20 protein-coding genes and 1 tRNA gene are annotated in these 18233 nt (G+C 61.2%); 12 read left to right on the top strand and 9 right to left on the bottom strand.

Features of this window, described 5'->3' with window-relative positions; all coding sequences use genetic code 11:
* Window positions 1-21: 21 nt before the first annotated feature.
* The 5 genes from HFC70_RS26185 to HFC70_RS26165 form a co-directional block, all read right to left on the bottom strand.
* Window positions 22-1062 (bottom strand): DUF3445 domain-containing protein, encoded by a 1041-nt coding sequence (locus tag HFC70_RS26185; protein WP_168476271.1) that lies wholly within the window; start codon window positions 1060-1062, stop codon window positions 22-24.
* A gap of 68 nt (window positions 1063-1130) precedes the next feature.
* Window positions 1131-2093, bottom strand: a complete 963-nt coding sequence (locus tag HFC70_RS26180) for a PDR/VanB family oxidoreductase (protein ID WP_168476270.1) — start codon at window positions 2091-2093, stop codon at window positions 1131-1133.
* Window positions 2090-2695 (bottom strand): dimethylamine monooxygenase subunit DmmA family protein, encoded by a 606-nt coding sequence (locus tag HFC70_RS26175; protein ID WP_168476269.1) that lies wholly within the window; start codon window positions 2693-2695, stop codon window positions 2090-2092. Before HFC70_RS26175 ends, HFC70_RS26180 begins: the two co-directional genes overlap by 4 nt.
* Before the next feature lie 12 nt (window positions 2696-2707).
* Window positions 2708-3841 carry an aminomethyltransferase family protein gene (locus HFC70_RS26170; protein ID WP_168476268.1) on the bottom strand — a complete coding sequence of 378 codons (1134 nt, stop codon included), beginning with the start codon at window positions 3839-3841 and terminating at the stop codon, window positions 2708-2710.
* Window positions 3842-4203: 362 nt separating this feature from the next.
* Window positions 4204-4277 (bottom strand) — tRNA-Gln (locus tag HFC70_RS26165).
* 259 nt (window positions 4278-4536) lie between these two features.
* Between HFC70_RS26165 and HFC70_RS26160 the strand changes: the two genes are divergently transcribed.
* Together HFC70_RS26160 and HFC70_RS26155 are read left to right on the top strand one after the other, a co-directional pair.
* Window positions 4537-4833: a cupin domain-containing protein gene (locus HFC70_RS26160; protein WP_168476267.1), complete on the top strand. Its 297-nt coding sequence runs from the start codon at window positions 4537-4539 to the stop codon at window positions 4831-4833.
* Window positions 4830-5759: an MBL fold metallo-hydrolase gene (locus HFC70_RS26155; protein ID WP_168476266.1), complete on the top strand. Its 930-nt coding sequence runs from the start codon at window positions 4830-4832 to the stop codon at window positions 5757-5759. The genes HFC70_RS26160 and HFC70_RS26155 overlap by 4 nt, the downstream gene beginning before the upstream one ends.
* A 181-nt stretch (window positions 5760-5940) precedes the next feature.
* Here the strand turns inward: HFC70_RS26155 and HFC70_RS26150 are convergent, their stop codons facing one another.
* The gene (locus tag HFC70_RS26150; RefSeq protein ID WP_168476265.1) at window positions 5941-6621 is read right to left on the bottom strand and encodes a TetR/AcrR family transcriptional regulator; all 681 of its coding nucleotides are present in this window, start codon (window positions 6619-6621) and stop codon (window positions 5941-5943) included.
* Between HFC70_RS26150 and HFC70_RS26145 the strand changes: the two genes are divergently transcribed.
* Window positions 6603-7799 carry an acetyl-CoA C-acyltransferase gene (locus HFC70_RS26145; protein WP_168476264.1) on the top strand — a complete coding sequence of 399 codons (1197 nt, stop codon included), beginning with the start codon at window positions 6603-6605 and terminating at the stop codon, window positions 7797-7799. The genes HFC70_RS26150 and HFC70_RS26145 overlap by 19 nt on opposite strands.
* 166 nt (window positions 7800-7965) lie before the next feature.
* On the opposite strand, the gene HFC70_RS26140 is transcribed toward HFC70_RS26145, so the two are convergent.
* On the bottom strand, window positions 7966-8874 hold the full coding sequence (locus HFC70_RS26140; protein WP_168476263.1) for a DUF1499 domain-containing protein: 909 nt from the start codon (window positions 8872-8874) through the stop codon (window positions 7966-7968).
* A gap of 321 nt (window positions 8875-9195) precedes the next feature.
* Between HFC70_RS26140 and HFC70_RS26135 the strand changes: the two genes are divergently transcribed.
* Together HFC70_RS26135 and HFC70_RS26130 are read left to right on the top strand one after the other, a co-directional pair.
* Window positions 9196-10077, top strand: coding sequence for a metal-dependent hydrolase (locus tag HFC70_RS26135; RefSeq protein ID WP_168476262.1), 882 nt, complete (start codon window positions 9196-9198; stop codon window positions 10075-10077).
* Window positions 10078-10087: 10 nt separating this feature from the next.
* Entirely contained in the window at window positions 10088-10906 is an 819-nt protein-coding gene (locus tag HFC70_RS26130; RefSeq protein ID WP_168476261.1) for a class I SAM-dependent methyltransferase, read from the top strand.
* Window positions 10907-10962: 56 nt separating this feature from the next.
* Here the strand turns inward: HFC70_RS26130 and HFC70_RS26125 are convergent, their stop codons facing one another.
* Window positions 10963-11862, bottom strand: coding sequence for a hypothetical protein (locus HFC70_RS26125; protein ID WP_168476260.1), 900 nt, complete (start codon window positions 11860-11862; stop codon window positions 10963-10965).
* Complete coding sequence (locus tag HFC70_RS26120) at window positions 11859-12482, bottom strand: HupE/UreJ family protein (RefSeq protein ID WP_168476259.1); 624 nt, start codon at window positions 12480-12482, stop codon at window positions 11859-11861. The genes HFC70_RS26125 and HFC70_RS26120 overlap by 4 nt, the downstream gene beginning before the upstream one ends.
* Window positions 12483-12605: 123 nt before the next feature.
* On the opposite strand from HFC70_RS26120, the gene HFC70_RS26115 reads away from it, so the two are divergent.
* The 7 genes from HFC70_RS26115 to HFC70_RS26085 all read left to right on the top strand — a co-directional run bounded on the left by HFC70_RS26115 (window position 12606) and on the right by HFC70_RS26085 (window position 18070).
* Entirely contained in the window at window positions 12606-12932 is a 327-nt protein-coding gene (locus HFC70_RS26115; RefSeq protein WP_168476258.1) for a hypothetical protein, read from the top strand.
* Window positions 12933-13423: 491 nt separating this feature from the next.
* Entirely contained in the window at window positions 13424-14500 is a 1077-nt protein-coding gene (locus HFC70_RS26110; protein WP_168476257.1) for a GH25 family lysozyme, read from the top strand.
* A 56-nt stretch (window positions 14501-14556) separates the two neighbouring features.
* The gene (locus HFC70_RS26105) at window positions 14557-15222 is read left to right on the top strand and encodes a hypothetical protein (protein WP_168476256.1); all 666 of its coding nucleotides are present in this window, start codon (window positions 14557-14559) and stop codon (window positions 15220-15222) included.
* Window positions 15223-15325: 103 nt separating this feature from the next.
* Window positions 15326-15556: a hypothetical protein gene (locus HFC70_RS26100; protein WP_168476255.1), complete on the top strand. Its 231-nt coding sequence runs from the start codon at window positions 15326-15328 to the stop codon at window positions 15554-15556.
* 191 nt (window positions 15557-15747) lie between these two features.
* Entirely contained in the window at window positions 15748-16560 is an 813-nt protein-coding gene (locus HFC70_RS26095; RefSeq protein WP_168476254.1) for a hypothetical protein, read from the top strand.
* A gap of 2 nt (window positions 16561-16562) precedes the next feature.
* Window positions 16563-16877 carry a hypothetical protein gene (locus tag HFC70_RS26090; RefSeq protein ID WP_168476253.1) on the top strand — a complete coding sequence of 105 codons (315 nt, stop codon included), beginning with the start codon at window positions 16563-16565 and terminating at the stop codon, window positions 16875-16877.
* A gap of 164 nt (window positions 16878-17041) precedes the next feature.
* Window positions 17042-18070, top strand: coding sequence for a reverse transcriptase domain-containing protein (locus HFC70_RS26085; RefSeq protein ID WP_168476252.1), 1029 nt, complete (start codon window positions 17042-17044; stop codon window positions 18068-18070).
* Window positions 18071-18233: the final 163 nt, after the last annotated feature.

The raw sequence follows: 18233 nt of genomic DNA, 5'->3' as shown, positions 1-18233 counted from the left end.
GGGTTGGGGAGGGGATTTTTCTTAATCCGGCCAGAAGCCCGGGCTGGTCGGCGCGCCGTCGTCGTATTGCGACAACCACTCCACGGTCGTGTCGCGAAACCGCGTCAGGCCCTTGTAGTCGACCAGTTCCGGCGGCAGGTTTTTCAGCACACGCGGAAAGCGGCGCGCCCATTTCGGCACGGTCACCAGTTCGTCCATGCTGATCAGGTAGCAGCGGATCACGAAGAGGATGGCGTTGGAGCGCGGCAGGCGCCAGAGGCTTTGCAATTCCACCCGCAGATGGACCTTGGAGCCGACATTGTCCGGCGTCACCGTGGTGCGGTCGGTGCCCCATTTGGGATAGTTTTCCGGGCTGGTATCGAGCCTGGGATTGATCGTCATCGTCCAGTTGAACCGCCGCGTCGGCTTGCCCTGCTGCAGGTTCAACAGGAATTTCAGCGCCCGGTCGAACACGCCGATCTGGTGAGCCAGCGGCACGGGCCCGTGCCATTCCATGAAGTTCATGCCGATGTCGAAATCCAGCGACCAGTCGGCCTGGGTGGTCACCATGCCGGCATCCATCCAGAGATTGTCCTGGCGCTGGTCGACGATGGCAAAATCGCCCTGGGCCTGCCGGGTGATGTATTCCATCGGAGGATAGGGCAGCGTCGAGGGGTCGCCGAAGGTGAACGTATCGTCGATGCCCATCGGCCGGTTGATCCAGCGCCACTGGTCGCCATTGCGGATAAGCGTGAAATGCTCAGGGTAGCCCGCCGCCTGCTGCTCCATCAGCAGCTCCAGCGTATCCCACTGCGCCAGCATCATGTGCGGCAGCGCCTGACAGCGCAGCGGATCCTCCTTCAGCACCAAAGCCCGATCGTGCATTTCGGCGAGATAGTGCTCGTCGACATCGATCAGGCTCTCGTAGATGGTGCCGGCCTTGCCGAGCACATGCGGCTCCATGTTGACCGAATACATGTAATCGTCGCGGTCGAACGGAAAGGGAAAGCGGCGGATATTGTCCGGGCTGTTGGAGTAAGTGAAATCGTCTCGGAACGTTTCCTGCTTGAAGGTGATGGTCATCTGTCCGGTTCCTTGAAACTGAAGCGGTGCGAGATCGTCCGATCCCTGCGACCGTCCTGGTTTTGGCTCTACAGTTGAAGAACGAGTTGCTGCCCCTTGAAGCGCGAGACGCAGATCATGATCTTGTTGCCCGCCCGTTTTTCCTCGTCCGAGAGATAGATGTCATTGTGCTGCAATTCGCCGTCGCAGGACGAGACGCCGGTTTCGCATTGGCCGCAGGCGCCGCCGCGGCACATGTAGGGGGCGTCGATCCCGGCCGCCTCGATCGCTTCCAGAATACTCTGATGCTCGCCGACGGTGATCGAGAGCTGCGATTTTTCGAGGAAGATCTTGAAGGGCTGGCCGGTCGGCGGGGCCAGGAAACGCTCCGAATGCAGGTTTTCTCGCGGCCATCCCGCCTCCAGGCCGGACAGCAGCACGGCATCGATCATGCCGGCGGGGCCGCAGACATAGAGATGGGTGCCGAGCGGCTGGTGGTCGAGCACCTGGGAGAGCGGCACCTGCCCGCCTTCGGCATCGAAATAGAGTTTGACGCGGTGGGGGCCGTAGCGCGCAAGCAGGTCCTGCCAGTAGGCTCCGGTCTGGCGGGACCGCATGGCGTAATGCAGTTCGAAGGCGGTATTGTCGCGCTCGAACTGGGCCATCATGGCAAGGAAAGGCGTGATGCCGATGCCACCGGCCATCAGGATGTGCTTGCGGCCGCGATGATCGGCCGGAAACAGGTTGACCGGCTGGCTCACCGTCAAGCGGTCGCCCTCGCGAACCCTGTGCATGAACGCGGACCCGCCGCGCGAATTCTCGACGGCCAGCACGCTGATCTCGTAGGCGCTGGTGTCAAAGGGCGCCGACATCAGCGAATAGGGATTGCGCCGGAGAAGGCCATCGTCGACCATCGACACGACGACATGGGCGCCGGCCGAGAAATACGGCATGGGCTGGCCGTCGAGCCGCTCCAGCCGGAAGCGTTTGATCTTTTCGGCGGCCTCGGTGACCTTTGCGACCCGGACCGGAATTTCCGTATTGATGCTCACGAGAAAAGCTCCTCCGGCTCGGGCGCGGTGCCGGGTTCCTCGGCGTCGATATTGACGCCCTGGAAGGCGGCGAGCCGGCGGGAGTAATGGTCGCGCACCAGCAAAGGCAGGCCACAGTGGCTGCATGGAAACGGGCTGACGGTAACGTTTTCCGTTATGCCCTTGCAATGCACGCACTGCACCCGCCGGGCCAGCGAACCGCGATGCTCCGTCGGGATCGAATTGAAATCCATGCCGAGGTCGAGGGCGATCTGCATCGCCTGGCCAATGAAACCTTCGGTTCCGGCGATATAGAGCCGGGTGCCCATGGTGGCGTTGCTCAGCGAGCCCTTGAGGCGGAAGAGCAGCGTGGCGATCGTCGGTCCCTGCCAGAACATGTCGGGCTGCAGTGCGGCAAGGCGCTGGTCGTGATCCTCACCCTTTGATCCACTTGGTGTATAAAGGATTTCGCTGCGGGCAAGGACTGCGGGCGTCAGGGCTTCGCCCTGCTCGGTGAGCGCCAGCGCGCCCTCGCCTTCCAGGGCAAAAATGTGCCGCCTGGCATGGGGATCAATGGCGATCCCGGCATAGGTGGGGCGGCTCTTGATACCTGCAACCAGCATCTGCGCGCTCCCTCAACCGATCGCCGTCCGCTTGGTCTTCTTCGGATCGTCGAAGGTGATGGTGTGGGCGATGGCCTTGGCCTTGACATTGGCGCCGCGAACTTCGACCGGCAGTCCCTGCTTGGCATAGTCGACATCAAGACGGGCGATCGCCATCGACCGGCTGGTGAGCTTGGAATAGCTCGGGCAGGTGATGACGCCGACCTTTTTACCGTCCGCCCAGACCTCGTCGCCGAGATCGGCCGGGCCATCGGCCTCGATCAGCAGGCCAAAGATCTTGAAGCGCTCCTTGCCCTTGAGGCGGGCATGCTCCTCGGCACCGCGAAAGCCCGTCTTGCCGGGGCTGACGGTGAAGTCGAGGCCGAGTTCCCACAGGCTGTCGCCCGGCTGCTCGTCGGCAAACGGATACATCTGCGAATTGTCGTAGGGGTAGAACAGCAGGTAGCTTTCCACCCGCAGCATGTCGAGAACACTGAAGCAGACGGGGATGATGCCCATCTCCTTGCCTTCCTCGACGATGCGGTCCCAGACCATGCCGGCATCCTGGCCGCGCACAAAAATCTCGTAGCCGCGCTCGCCGGTATAGCCGGTGCGCGAGATCATCACCGGCGCGCCGAACAGGGTGGTCTGCATATGGTGGAAATATTTGAGATCCCGGATGCCGGGCACGTATTTGTCAAGATAATCGACGGCCAGCGGCCCCTGCAGCGACAGGTCGTGCAGGTCGTCGTCGAACAGCACCGCACAGTTGCGACCGACGGCCTGCTTGGCGATTTCTTCCGAGCCTGTGCCGGAACCGTGCACCAGCATCCAGGAATTCGGCCCGGTGCGGTAGACGATGCAGTCGTCGGTGAAATGGCCGCGGTCGTTGAGCATGCAGGCATAGACCGACTTGCCGGGATAGATCTTGGTCATGTCGCGGGTGGTGATGTAGTCGAGCACGGCGATGGCGTGCGGCCCGACCAGGTGCACCTTCTTCAGCCCCGAGACATCCATGATGCCGGCCTTGGTGCGCACGGCAATGTGTTCCTCGTAGATGTCCTTGTCATAGGTCCAGGCGGTTCCCATGCCGCTCCAGTCCTCAAGCTTCGAGCCGAGTGCGCGGTGCCTGTCGGCCAGCGCGGAAAACCGCCATGAAAGAGCCATTACCGTCCCCTCTTATTTCCTGTCCGGAATATTTATTTCCTAAACTATAGGGATTTCCTGATCGGACACAAGCGACGGCAGGCGGTATTTTTTGAAAAATTCGAGCAGGTCGTTTTCGGCTGGCGCTCAAAGAATTGCGGCGGGCCCGCAGATCGGCCCTGCGCCAGCGAGGAGAGCATGGTCTCGACATCATGAAGGCGGCACCCACCCCTTCATGGCCATAGAATCGTCATGGAGCGGCGGGGAAAAGGCGCGGCAACAGAAGCGCAATGCCAACGGCGACAAAAGCCGGAAGGCTTTGCCGTAACAGCCGGACTTTCCTGAAATCAAGAAAAATATTGATTTTATTTGATAAATTAAAGTGGCTGGGGCGCCTGGATTCGAACCAGGGGTGCCGGTACCAAAAACCAGTGCCTTACCGCTTGGCTACGCCCCACCGTGATGGGCCCGAGGAGGTATCCTTCTGGCCCGATGCGCCGCCTGATTAGCAAAAGCGGAGACGGGCGGCAATCACTTCCTTGGTGATTTTTGTCGAATTATAGCGCATCGGGCGGGCGAATTCAAAGGCGCGGGTCATCGGGGTCAGCTGAGGCTTCGGCGAGCCGGGTCGGGTGGCCGCCATTTTCCGCTGGACGCGGGCTCGCCAGGGTTCGATAAACGGGCGGTATTTTTCGCATTGCAACAGGAGCCTGACCATGCCCGGTTATTCCGCCCGTCCGCCCGCCGTTTCGACCCTGCTGCTCGACGATCAGATGGTGCGGATCACCCGCTGGGACTTCGAGCCGGGGGCGGCGACCGGCCATCACGTGCATGGCATGGGCTATGTCGTGGTGCCGATGACCGATTGCCATTTCCTGATCGAGGATGCTTCCGGCGAGCGGCGGGTCACCAGCAAGGCCGGCGAGGTCTATCGCCGCGACGCCGGCGTCGAGCACAATGTGGTCAATGGCGGCGACCAGCCGATGGCCTTCATCGAGATCGAATATAAATGAGCGAGGCGGCAGACGGCCCGACGAGTCCCGAGTTCGACCTCGCCTTCGAGCCCTCCTATGGCGCGGCCGTGCCGGTGGCGCCGGGCGTGCAGCGCGTCACCGTCAACAACCCCTCGCCGTTCACCTTCCATGGCACCAACAGCTATATCGTCGGCGAGCGCTCGGTCTGCGTGATCGATCCAGGCCCGGACAACGAGGCGCATTTCCAGGCGCTGATGACAGCGCTCGAAGGCCGCGAGGTGACCCATATCGCCGTCAGCCATACCCACAAGGACCATTCGCCGCTTACGCGCCGGCTGAAGGCGGCGACGGGCGCCATCGTCGTCGCCGAAGGGCCGCACCGCGCCGCCCGGGCCCTGCACGAGGGCGAGGTCAATCCGTTCGGCGAAAGCTCCGACCTGGAGTTCAAGCCCGATATCACGCTTGCCGATGGAGACCGCGTGACAGGCGACGGCTGGGTCCTCGAAACCCTGCTCACCCCCGGCCATACCGCCAACCATGCCGGTTTTGCGCTGGAGAACACCGGCATCGTCTTTTCGGCCGACCATGTGATGGCCTGGGCCACCTCGATCGTCGCGCCGCCGGACGGGGCGATGGGCGATTACATGGCTTCGCTGGAGCGGCTGCTTGCGCGCGACGACCGGATCTATTTTCCCGGCCATGGCGGCCCGGTGCACCAGCCGGCGAGTTTCCTGCGGGGCTTGCGCACCCATCGGCGCATGCGCGAGCGGGCCGTGCTGGAGCGCATCCGCGCCGGCGACCGGCTGATCCCGGAGATGGTGGCGGCGATCTATCGCGACACCGACCCGCGCCTGCATGGCGCGGCCGCCCTCTCGGTGCTGGCGCATCTGGAGGATCTGGTGGAGAAGGGCCTGGTTGCCACCGACGGCCCGGCCCGGCTGACCGGGGTTTATACGGTAGCCTGAAGCAGAGGCCGTCATCAGGACACGCGCGTCGCGACCGTTCAGATTCGCACGGTACGCCTGATCTTATGGTTATGCGGCATTTCGGAGTCCCGAAACCGCTGGTGCCTCATCGGGCGATCTGCATCAGGCTCGTGGTTGCCGTTCAGCGATGCGGCCGCGCCAACCGGCGATCGAGCCAGTCTCAATCCCGGTTGCGACCGGCGACGAGGATGCTGTCGGCCAAGGCTGCATCGCTTACGGCGCGCGCCAGGGTCAGTGCGCCGACAAGCTGGCAAAGATAGCGGGTGGCCGCGGTCCGAGCAACGGCGGGATCGTCATGCGCCATGGCCTCGGCAATATGCTCAAGCGTCCTGCGGATGCCCGCATCGAAAGCCGAACGAACCGGCTCTTCGCGCCGCGGCGCTTCGGCGGCGAGCGCGGCATAAGTGCATCCGTCCCGGCGATGTTCCAAATGCTTTTCGGCGAGATACCAATCGGCGATCGCCGTCAATGGATCATTGCCAGCGTTTTCCAGCACGGCATTCCAGCTTGCGGCGTTTTCCGACAAGGCATGCACGGTCGCTTCCGCAATCAGATCCTCCTTACTGCCGAACTGCTTGTAGAAGGCTCCATTGGTCAGGCCGGCCTCCTTCATCAGCGCGGCAATGCCGACGCCGTCATACCCGTGCTCGCGAAACAGCTCGCTTGCGACACGCACCACCCGCGCCCGGTTTCCAACAGCATGCTCTCGGCTGCTTCCCATTGCTTGATCCTCTTCCAAAACATCTAGATTACGATCATAATCCAGATGTTGACAATCAAAGATACGATCGTAATCTAAATCAACCAGCGAAGGAAACGCCCATGTCGTCCCGTCAAGCACAATCGATCGCCATTTGCGCCGCACGCCGAACGCCGCTGGGCGCATTCATGGGCGGACTATCCGATGTCGCCGCCACGCAGCTCGGTGCGACGGCGATCCGCGCGGCGCTCAACGATGCCGGCCTCGCCGCCGATCAGATTTCCGAGGTGCTGATGGGATGCGTCCTGCCTGCAGGTCTCGGCCAGGCGCCGGCACGACAGGCGGCGCGGGCGGCAGGCCTGCCCGATTCCGTCGGGGCGACAACGGTCAACAAGGTCTGCGGGTCGGGAATGAAGGCGGTGATGCTCGGCCACGACCTGATCCGTTCCGGCAGCGCGACGGTCGTTATGGCCGGCGGCATGGAATCCATGTCGAACGCCCCTTTCCTGCTTACGGACATGCGTAAGGGCCGCAAGGCCGGCAGCGCCGAGGTGATCGATCACATGATGAAGGATGGGTTGGAGGACGCCTACGAGCACGGCCGCCCGATGGGCGCCTTCGGCGAGGCGACGGCTCAACTCTACCAGTTCAGCCGCGACGACCAGGATACCTACGCTGCCGAGACGCTGTTGCGCGCCCAGGCCGCCGTGGCGGGTGGCGCCTTCGACGCCGAGTGCACGCCGGTTGCGCTCAGAACGCGCAAGGGCGACCTCACGATCGCGCGCGACGAACGGCCTGCGCAGATCGACGCTGCAAAAATTCCGACCCTGCGGAGCGCCTTTGGCGAGAATGGGACAATCACGGCAGCCAGTTCCTCGGCCAATGCGGACGGGGCCGCGGCCTTGGTGTTGGCGGCCGAAAGCACGGCGGCGCAAATGGGCATGCCGGTGCTCGGGCGTATTCTCGGCCACGCCACCCATTCTCAGGAACCGGCCTGGTTCACCACGGCCCCCATTCCGGCGATCCGCAAGCTGCTCGACATGGTCGGCTGGCAGACCGAGGACGTGGACCTCTTTGAGATCAACGAGGCATTCGCGGTGGTCGCCATGGCGGCGGCGCGCGAACTCGGTATTCCGCGTGAAAAACTCAACGTCAATGGCGGTGCCTGCGCGCTTGGGCATCCGATCGGAGCGACCGGTGCGCGGATGCTCGTCACGCTCGTCCATGCGCTGAGAGCCCGCGGCCTGAAACGCGGCATCGCCTGCCTGTGCATCGGCGGTGGCGAAGCCACGGCAATTGCCGTCGACCTGGCGGTCTAGAAACCCACGCGACAGGGACTACCGACCGGTCGCCCATGCTGTGATCGATGAAAGACCAATCCAAACCGACCAGGCAGAGTGTAACAATGATGCTTGGACGGCGCCTGGGCCTCGGTATCGATGACGGAGGCCCCGGGATGCCATCATTAATCTTGGAATCAGACCGTCAATCCGCCGCGATGCCGAGCAGTTCGGCGTCGAGGGCGTGCAGGTAGGCCTCGGCGATGGCGGCGGACAGGCCGAGATCGTGCGGGCCGTAGCGGCTGGCGACGCGGATGTCGACCAGCGTGGTTTCCGCCTCTTCGCGCAGGCGGATCATGATGTCGAAGCGCAGGCCGAGCAGCAGCGTGCGGGTTTCGGCCTGGATGCGCACCGTGCCCGACGGCTCGACCTCGCCGGCGCCCAGTTCAGGGGTCGGGCGCGGCAACGGCACGGGAATGACCTGCGGCAGGCCGCCGGCGAGACCCGGTGCCGCCTCGTCTTCCTTCTGCGGCGGCAGGAACTCCGGCATCGCATATTCCTTGCCACGGCTGGCGCCGAGTGAAAAACCGCTGGTCTTCGCCACTTTCAGCGCCGCCTCGTAGACGCGGTCGAGCGCGCCTTCGTAGCGCCGGCCGGTAAGGCCGGGATAGGCGATCAGCTGCGCCTCGCGGTCAGTCGGCGTGACGATGGCCGGGCGTGGCAGAAGGCGCTGGGGTGCTGCCGGGGTGTCGATCCAGGCTGGCGCATCGATGAGATCGGTCGACACGTCATAAAGCATCGGCCGCGTGACGTAACGTTCCGCTCCGAGCGCCACCACCGCCAGCGGCAGGGCGGCAAACAGCAGACCCTTGACGGCTGCCACACCGCCGAGCGCCCCGACCTGCCAGAGCCTGACAAGGCCGACCAAGGCCAGCGGCACGGCAAGAGCGGCCAGCACCGCGGCAAACAGCACAAGGGCCACCGCATCCGGCGTCGCCAGCTGACCGAAGCGATGCAGCAGGAAGACCACGACCAGCATGACCAGCGCAACGAAGCCGAACCGTTCGGCAAAGCGGGCGGCATGGGAGACGGGACGGACATAGCGGATGGTCATCGGGCGGGCACCGGGTCTGTGGCGCAGGTCTGCGTGACCCACTGTCTACTGCATTATTCCTGAAACCGGAATCGATTTCAGGCGGTATTCCTGCCGCAGACATACAGTTTTGCAGTCGGTTTTTCGCGATCTATCGGCGCCCGGCACCTTATACCAAGTCTCGATACCCAGTCTCGACCGCCGCCTGGTAGCCGGCGCTCCGGGTCATGCCGACCGCTCCGGTTGCCCTACCAAGAGGCATGGACTATAGATACTCCGTCTGTTACGGAATTCTATAGAAAAGCTAAGTATTCACGTGAATTGACAAGGGATTACAGTCAGATGGCAGCCGGATACACAGCGATACCGTCACCCCATGACGAGGACATCATTCCGCGCGACATCCATTTCGGCATTCTCGGCAACGCGACGCGGCACTGGTTTGACGGCGACATGATCAAGACGGTGACGGCCGATGGCCTGTCGATCTTCCTGCCCGAGGGCGAGCGCTACTTCATCCGCTCGCTGAAGCATTACGCATCGAAGCTCAAGGACCGCGAACTGGCCAGGGAAATCAACGGCTACTCCGTCCAGGAAGCGTTTCACACCCGCGAGCACGAGGACTATAATCGCGCGCTTCAGTCGCTCGGCTACGATGTCGAGGAGATGGAGAAGCCGGTGCGCTATGCGCTGGGCGTGGCCAAGAACCCGCTGCACCGCCTGGCGGTGACCTGCGCCATCGAACACCTGACCGCGACGCTGTCGAGCGTGACGCTGCGCCGGCCCGAGCTGCTGGACAAGGCGGCGGCCCCTTACCGCCGGCTGTGGATGTGGCATGCGCTGGAGGAACTCGAGCACAAGGCGGTGGCACTCGACGTGCTGAAGGCGGTGACGCCCGGTATGCCGGGCTGGAAGCGCTATCTGCTGCGTGTGACGGCGATGAACGCCACCATTTTTCCCTTCCTGGTGATTTTCCTCAGGAATGTCAGGATCTTTGCCCGCACCGATGGTATCAAGACCGGAATACGCTTCTGGCTGCGCTTTCTCTGGGTGGTGTTCGTTTCGCCGGGCTTCTGGCGGCGCTGCATGCCTCTGGTGCTGAGCTACTACCTGCCGGGCTTCGATCCGAAGAACAAGGACGACGCCGAACTGATCGCCAAGGCCCGCGCCTGGCTCGCTGAGGAATTTCCGGCCCAAGCCGCACCTGCCGGCAAGGCCGGCTGAAAGGAACGGCATGACCAGCCGCATGTTTTCCACCGTGCTCAGCGCCTTCGAGCGGGGCGCCTTTCCGCGCAGCCGCAAATGGGCCTGGCGCTTTCTCTACAACAGCCTGTCGCGCTTCTGGGGCGATCGCGACTGGCGCTTCATGAATTACGGCTACATGCCGGAGGGCGCCCCCTTCCCGCTGAAGCCGGAGGATGAAGAGGAGCGGGCCTTTATCGGGCTCTACCAGCAGGCGGTCGAAGGCCTGCCGGTCGACAATGCGCGGGTGCTGGAGGTCGGCTCCGGACGCGGCGGCGGATCGCGCTATATCGCGCGCTACCACAAGCCGGCCGCCGTGGTCGGCCTCGACTATTCGCCGGAGACCGTGCGCCTGGCGACCAAGCTCAACGCCGATGCGCCGGCGCTATCCTTCCAGACCGGCGATGCCGAGCATCTGCCCTTTGCCGACGGCGCGTTCGATATCGTGGTCAATATCGAATCCTCCCATTGTTATGCCGATGTGGCGGCCTTCGCCCGCGAGGTGGAGCGGGTGCTTACCCCGGGCGGCTGGTTCACCTTTGCCGACATGCGCTCGAAAGGCACGATCGGCGAACTCGACCGCCAGCTGGCGGCCTCCGGGCTGACCCTCGTCTCGCAGCGCGACATCTCCAGACGCGTCGTGGCGGCGCTCGATGCGGCCAACGAGCGCAAGCTCAAACGCATCGGCCGCGTGCCGTTCATGAAGCGCTTCATGTCGGAATTCGCCGGCGCCAAGGGATCCGTGCTCTATAAGGGCCTGACCAAGGGCCAGGTCGTCTACGTGGCGCGCCGCTACCGCAAAGCCGGCTGACAGGTCTTGTAACGATCAGCCCCCGGCGCTGCCGGGAGGCCGCGCCGCAGGAGACCTCACATTTCCGGTTCGTCTTCCGGCAGGACCAGCGGCACCTTGTCGCCGTTCGGCAGGATCATCAGCGTATCGTCGATCGCGGGCAGCGGCGGCGCATCGACGGGTTTCATCGGCAGGTAGAGCGAGACCATGACGATGACGCCGATGACGACGAGCCAGCTGCCGACGATGCGCAGCGGAATGGTGAGCCAGGCCCCGCGGAACTGACGCAGCAGCAAAGCCGGCGCCAGGATGACCCAGAGCGCTTCCGCGACGGCGCCGAAGGCAAAGCGGAAAATGCCGACGCCGAGATCGTCGAGCCCGATGAACAGCGCGAAGGAAAAGCCGACAAGGCCCGCCGCCACCGTGACCGCCCGCTGCCGCCAGAGGCCCGGCAGCCAGAGCGAGGCGCCGGTCAGAATGACGGCCGTGGGGGCGACCAGAAACAGGTTGTCGCCGAGCGGGGTCAAAAGGATCAGCGCAAACAGGCTGTCGAAGAACAGCAGCATGAGCGAAAGCACGCCGAGAAAGGTCAAGACGATGGCGCGGAACTGCCTGGTTGTGTCGGCCATGGCGGCGGCCACCGACAGGCCGAGCATGGCCAGCACCAGATCGTAGACCGACAGCGTGAACAGGAAGCCGAGCTCCAGGAAACCGTAATCATGCGGAATGGCCTGCGACAGCGCCAGCAGGACAAAGCCGAGAGCCAGGAAACCGACAGCCGCCCTGAAGCGGCGGGTGCGCACGATCACCCGCCAGTCGGGACGGCCGGCCTCTGTCAGGGGCACGACATCCGGCGGCAGCGTCGGAGGCGCCAGCGCTTGCGGCATGGCGGCGGCTGCCGGCTGCGGCCGGGCCTTGGCGGTCTGGCGGGCCGGGTTGCCTGTCTTGCGGGCCTTGCGGGCGGGTTTCCTGGTCATCGGATCAGGTAATAGAGGCCGCAGAGCACAATGGCCGCCCCGAGCGCCCGCGTCAGCTTGCCGTCGTAGAACCGGCCGAGCACCAGGCCGAGGCCGACGCCGGCGACGTGGATCAGGCCGGTTGCCACCACGAAGCCGACGGCATAGGCGGCGGGATCGGCGGCCAGCGGCAGTTCCTGGCCATGGGCATAACCGTGGAAGATGGCGAAGAAGGCGATGATGATCAGCGCCACCGCCTCGCCGGCCTTCCAGGCCGCGGCGATGGCGCCGCCCAGCACGATGATCGACAGGGCGATGCCGAGTTCCATATAGGGAATGGGGAACATCTCGGTCATGCCGATGATGCCGCCGATGCACATGATCATCGGGAAAGTGGCCGGCAGCGACCAGACGGCGCGGCCGCCCATCTGCGCGCCCCACAGGCCGACCGCCAGCATGGCGAGGAAATGATCGAAGCCGAGCAGCGGATGTTCAAAGCCCGAACCGAAGCCGCCCATCGGCCCGCCGAGGATATGCGCCTCGGCGGGTGCTGCGATCAGTGTCAGGAGCGCTGCCACGGCTGTGGCCCGCACGGCTGCCCGCGTTTTTGCGCCAAAGACCGGAAGAGAGGACAACACCATAACCGCGACACCTTCGCCAAATCACCTGTTGCTCCCGGCTATTCCACAAACGGCGTGATTTGTCATCATGGCGGTGCGTCGCTAGAGTGGCGGCACATTTGTTCGTCCAGGAATAAGACCACCATGCAGCGCCTGATAATGCTGAGCGCAGTGACGCGCATGCCCCGCCACGAGGCGACGAGCCTCGTCTTCGACACCCTGAACCGGCTCGGCGGCTGGGTGGACGATGTGCGCATGTATTCCAACATCATGAACACCATCCGCTTCACCCTGCCGGGCGAGGCCCTGCCGGCACTGGTCGCTGCCCTTGGCGACAGCCACATCGCCATCGACCAGGACGGCCTGCCGACGGCCTGCCCGCCCGGCAAGGACATCTCCGGATCGCTGCAGATCACCTTCATCCACGACGAACCGGACCTGCGCCGCGCCATCCCGGCGGTGCCCGGCTGATCCGAGGCCGTTCGGTTTTCCCGGTCTCTGCCATTGCGGCAAATCACCCCACCCCGGAGCTTTGCTCCGACCCTCCCCCTCAAGGGGAGGGTGGAGGCCGGCGGCGTGCGCCTGCCCCATGACGGATCGCGGAGAGATAACGCTACGGACGAACGATGCGGAGGGTGACGTCTGAGCTCCACCTCCCCCTTGAGGGGGGAGGTCGACGCGGAGCGGCGGGTGGGGGTGATCACCACAATCGCCAACGTCGGTCACCCCACCCCGGAGCTTCGCTCCGACCCTCCCCCTCAAGGGGAGGGTGGAGGCTGGCGGCTGCCGCAGAGCCTTCAGTCGTTGTCGACACCCGCCATTCCTTCGCCCCTGCCCCCTCCGGCCGTTTCGTAAAGATTGCATTCAGCCTTTTTTGGTAAAACTCCGTTAGCACTTTGTCTCAGCGGGTCGTCGGCGGGCGTCAAAAACGCCGCGATCGTTGTTTTGCGTACGGGTACCTTATGCGTTTATCGACCGTGTCGGCCATCGTTCTTGCCTGCCTGCTGACTTCAGGCTGCTCCACATCCACGCCGGACAAGGCGCTGGCGGTGTCGCCGGAGACCACCAATGCGGTGGCGGTGGCCGCAGCGGCGGGGCCGGTGCCGGCCTCCAATGTCGGCGCGACAACAGCACCAACAAGCGATCCGCATGCGCTGGCCTGGGCCGGGCCCGTGCCGGGCGGGCAGCCGCAGATGCAGGCGCAGATCCAGAGCCAGACCCAGATGCTGGAGCCGATGGCAAGTTCGGCCGGCATGCCGGTTCCGGGCGAGCGGACCGTGGCCATGCTGGTGCCGGTGCCGGCCGAGCCGCAGGCGCCAGCGGCCCCCTCCTCGCGCTCGCGCTCGCAGATCTACAGCCAGCGGTTTCGCGATGCCAAGCCGATCAATTTCGGCCCGGTCTCGCCGCGCAGCCATGCGGTGCACGGCGTCGACATCTCGCGCTGGCAGGGCGATATCGACTGGGCAAAACTGCGCACGCAAGGGGCCAACTTCGCCTTCATCAAGGCGACCGACGGCGGCGACCATCTCGACCCGATGTTCAAGACCAACTGGCGGCGCGCCAAGGAGGCAGGCATCCGCCGCGGCGCCTATCACTTCTTCTACTGGTGCCGCACGGCCGGCGAGCAGGCCGACTGGTTCATCCGCAACGTGCCGAGAGAAGCCGGCGCCCTGCCGCCGGTGATCGACGTGGAGTGGAACGGCGAATCGCGCTGCAGCCAGCGCATCTCGCGCACCCGCGTGCTGGAAAAAATAAAGGTGTTTGCCGACAGGCTGGAAAAACACTACGGCCAGCGGCCGATCATCTATACCGCGCCGGATTTCTACGAGGACAACCTTTCCGGCGAACTGCTCGACTATCCCTTCTGGCTGCGCTCGGTCGCCGCCCATCCGTCGAAACGCTATCCGAACCGCAAATGGGTGTTCTGGCAATATTCCGGCTCCGGCCTGTCGCAGGGCGTCAAGGGCAAGATCGACCTCAACGTGTTCCACGGCAGCGAACAGCAATGGCACGACTGGGTGGCGGCCAAGGCGCGGTGATCCTGGAGGTGACAGCGGGGCGCCCGGGCGGGCGAAAATGACCGAAAGGATGCATCATGGAAATGCTGGTCTGGGGGATCTTCTATCTGGTCAGTGCCCCGATCATCTTTTCCCCGACCATAATCTACCTCTGGGCGATCCCGCGTGTGGTTCGCTATGCGGCCGGTTTTTCGCCCGTCGCCGCCGGCGGCATCCTGACCGCCTATGTCGCCGTGCCTTGCGCCCTGTGGGGGGTTTCCTACGTGTCCGCGAAGAACGCTCAGGATGCCTATCAGGCGCAGATCGATGCGCTGCCAAAGGTGGCGATCTCTGAGCTTGAGCCCGAACTGCCTATTCTGACCAAGGAGAGGGTTGTCATCGCTGAGCGCGATCCCGATCCGTCGGGGTGTCCGCCCCCGCCGACCCTCAGGCAGCAAAGGCAGCAGCTCCAGCAGATGCCGGCGCGGTATCTGCTGCTCGATCCGGACAGTGACATTCCGCTTGGCAAAAGCGGCAAGGCCACCACCGCCGGCGAAGGGCCGTTTCAGCTGAGCCTGGTGGAGAACGGCAAGAGCAGCCTGGTGGCCTTCCATTATGTGCCCTTCAATCCCAAGCCGATGTTTCCGCCGATCTACACCCTGCACGGCTGGTTTCATCTGCCCAATACGATCAACACGACGCAGGTCAGGGCGAATGTCGTCGATTTCGTCCGGCGCGCCACCGGACGCTGCATCGAGTATTAGGCTTTCTCCCCTGCCCGGTTGACGCGGGACCGTTTCCAGCACAGTAGGGGCACACGAAACCTATGGGCCCGGCGCCCAGCCAACGACAACAGGACTGAACCCCATGAGCGAACCGACCGTGGCCGAGGCCACAACCCGCATCTATCAATCCCTGCAGGCCGACAATGCCGACATCGACACCCACATCGCCACCCTCAAGGCAGCGCTTGCGCGCGAAGGTTTGAAAGAGGTCGTCATCGACCCGGCGAAACTGGTGCAGAACAACCGCTCGGGCCGGAAATTGATGCAGGCTTATTTTCGGCAGCGTGGGGTGAAGGTGGCGTTTGGGGGGTGATGGGGTCGGGTTCGGAGGTGGATTGAGGCGGCGCGTCTCGAATGGTGCCTGTGAAGGCCCACCAACCGAGAGCGTCTATTTCATTGAATAGCGGTCCACAAGCGGGAATCTGTTCCACTTTGGGGTTTGATATTTGAATTCATAGGCCAGTATATTGCTGCTGCGGGAAGGGATTCGAGGGGCAACGACTAATGGCTCTTTCATTTGAGCAACTCCTAATAATTGATGAAGTAATTGAAGCAAAAGGATGGTCGGAAAAAAAGAACCGGCTCGGGGGAAATATAAACGATGTTGCATTCCAGCTGTTTTCGTTGACTACAACAGAAGAACAATTCGCGTTAATAACGCACATCATCAAGAGTTATTTCTGGTGTACAGACTATTACGATCATTGCAGCGAAATAGCACGAAGGATTACGGGCGCCTTCAAGGGTGAAAAAATAGCGATAATCCCGATATCCGATTCAAAACAAAAAATAAAAAGTGGGCATTCTGTCGTATATGAAATATCTTGCTTTTTAGATAAATCTGATTTTGCCGACTTGAAGACGCTTGAATCACTTTCATCCATAAAGAACAACGTCAATGAATACTCTATTATTGTCGTTGACGATTTTGTTGGCAGTGGAACGCAATTTCGGAAGTTCTCTCGGAGGAGCATTGCAAATTTTGGGATTCACCCAGCAGATATCTATTTGTACTCGATTGCCATGATGGAGCGCGCACGTATTCGAATTGATGGGTTTTGCTATTCCGCTTCAACTTGTTTCGAATTTCGCCGAGCTCTTTCGGATGATACTGATCTTAATTTACAGATGGATGCACTTGATGTTTACGCTCAAATTGAGAGTTTGGCGGTGGTGGGTAAAGATTATGTGCAGGGATATCTTAAGTCAGAAGCGTTGGTCAGCATGAAGAAGACGCCAAATAACACGCTACCCATATTTTGGTGCGATACTTCGACTTCTGGATCAAGCTGGCCCGCTATGTTTCCAAGGAACTAGGTATGAGTACACCACTACAAGCAGCTATTTTGATAGCAATTGCTCAAGAGGGAGCGGTGGCACAAGTCGAGCAGCAAGGTTTCACGGCTGCTCAAATTGCAATAGCCGTCCGCAGGATGCTCGATGACGGTGTGCTCATCCGCAAAGATTCAAAATTCCGTATCGCACCTGGAATTACGCTTCCCGTAAAATCTCGTAACAAATGGCGTGATTTAGAAATTCTGTCTGAATATAGGATTGATCGAATCGACGAAAATGCAGAATATGAAATTGGGCATCAGTCGTTCGCTCAAATTAGAGATAGAGTTAGACCCTAGCGGCTTGACCGCAGGATGAGCGAGTCGCTCATCTGGATTGGACCGTATTTCAGGCCCACTCTATGAAAACGAATTTTCCACGGAGTGGAAAATGTCGTTTTCATAGTCCCGCCCTTCGGGCGCTTCACCTTCGGTGAATGGATTTTTAGTAACCGGAACGACTGATGCCTGATTTTCGATTCTCTCAAGAGTATGTTCAACTCGATCTGTTTAACGATTTCGGCAGCCTTGACCGACGCGAGATTGTTGCGACGTATGTGACTGAGTTAACTCGAAACAAGGCGTTGGTTCTTTTTGATGTAAGTCATTTCTCTCGGCTGGTGGGGTTTTCCGAGGGCCTGCTACACGCTATCTCAGCCGCTCCGTTTTACTTTTACAGAAGATTTGACGTTCCCAAAAAAAGTGGAGGGTTGCGAACGATTTGCGAGCCGTTCCCAACTCTCAAACTGATCCAGCGGTTCATTGCTGAGCAAGTGATCGCCAATTCTGAGCCGCACAAAGCCGCCCGGGCCTTTCGTCAAAATCATAGCCTCAGAGGGGCAGCGGTCATTCATAAGGCTCGCCCTTACATGCTAACGTTGGATATAAGAGATTTTTTTCCGACCATTTCTGGATTTTCGGTTTATCGCGTTTTCTTTGATCTTGGGTATACTGCTCAAATTGCGAGGCTCTTAAGTGGTCTTTGTACCCTTGAGAATGGGCTTCCACAAGGCGCCCCCACTAGCCCGGCGTTGTCAAATCTAGTGCTCAGACGATTTGATGAAGTGATCTTTAATGAGTGTAAATCGAGGGGAGTTTTTTATACTAGGTATGCGGATGACATGACGTTCTCTTCTCGCGAAGACAATCTTGCTGATCTCATCGGCGTCGTAAGGAAAGAACTAAGAACAGATGGCCTGAAGCTAAACTCGAAAAAGACCGTAATGGCCGGCAAAGGCGCGAGAAAATACGTCAATGGTGTAGTCGTAAATGAAAGGCCAAATATTCTTAGGGAAAAAAGAAGAAACTTAAGAAAAGATCTTTATTACATAAAGAAATATGGAATTAATGGCCACGTTAGGTTTTCAAATATTGATATACCAAATTATCTCGACCACCTCATTGGAAAATTAACATACGCACATTTCATTACTAAAGATCAAAAATACAAGGAAGATGCTGCCTATCTGTACGAACTCAAGAAGCTTACTTAGAATGCCGTTCTTTCAATAATTATATCTTTGGCTCAAATAAATACGTTATCGAAAAAGCATTTTATTCCGCAACTATTACCGACCGATTCGAGCAAAGGCAGTGGTTCGTGGGAGCGCCTGAGGCGGGCACCAAGCCCCCTCCACCCCCCCCATCACCCTCACC

It is taken from the genome of Agrobacterium sp. a22-2 (genome assembly GCF_012276985.1).
Taxonomy (GTDB): Bacteria; Pseudomonadota; Alphaproteobacteria; order Rhizobiales; family Rhizobiaceae; genus Allorhizobium.
Note: the sequence above shows the minus strand (reverse complement) of the source record. Positions and strands in the feature narration are given on the sequence as shown.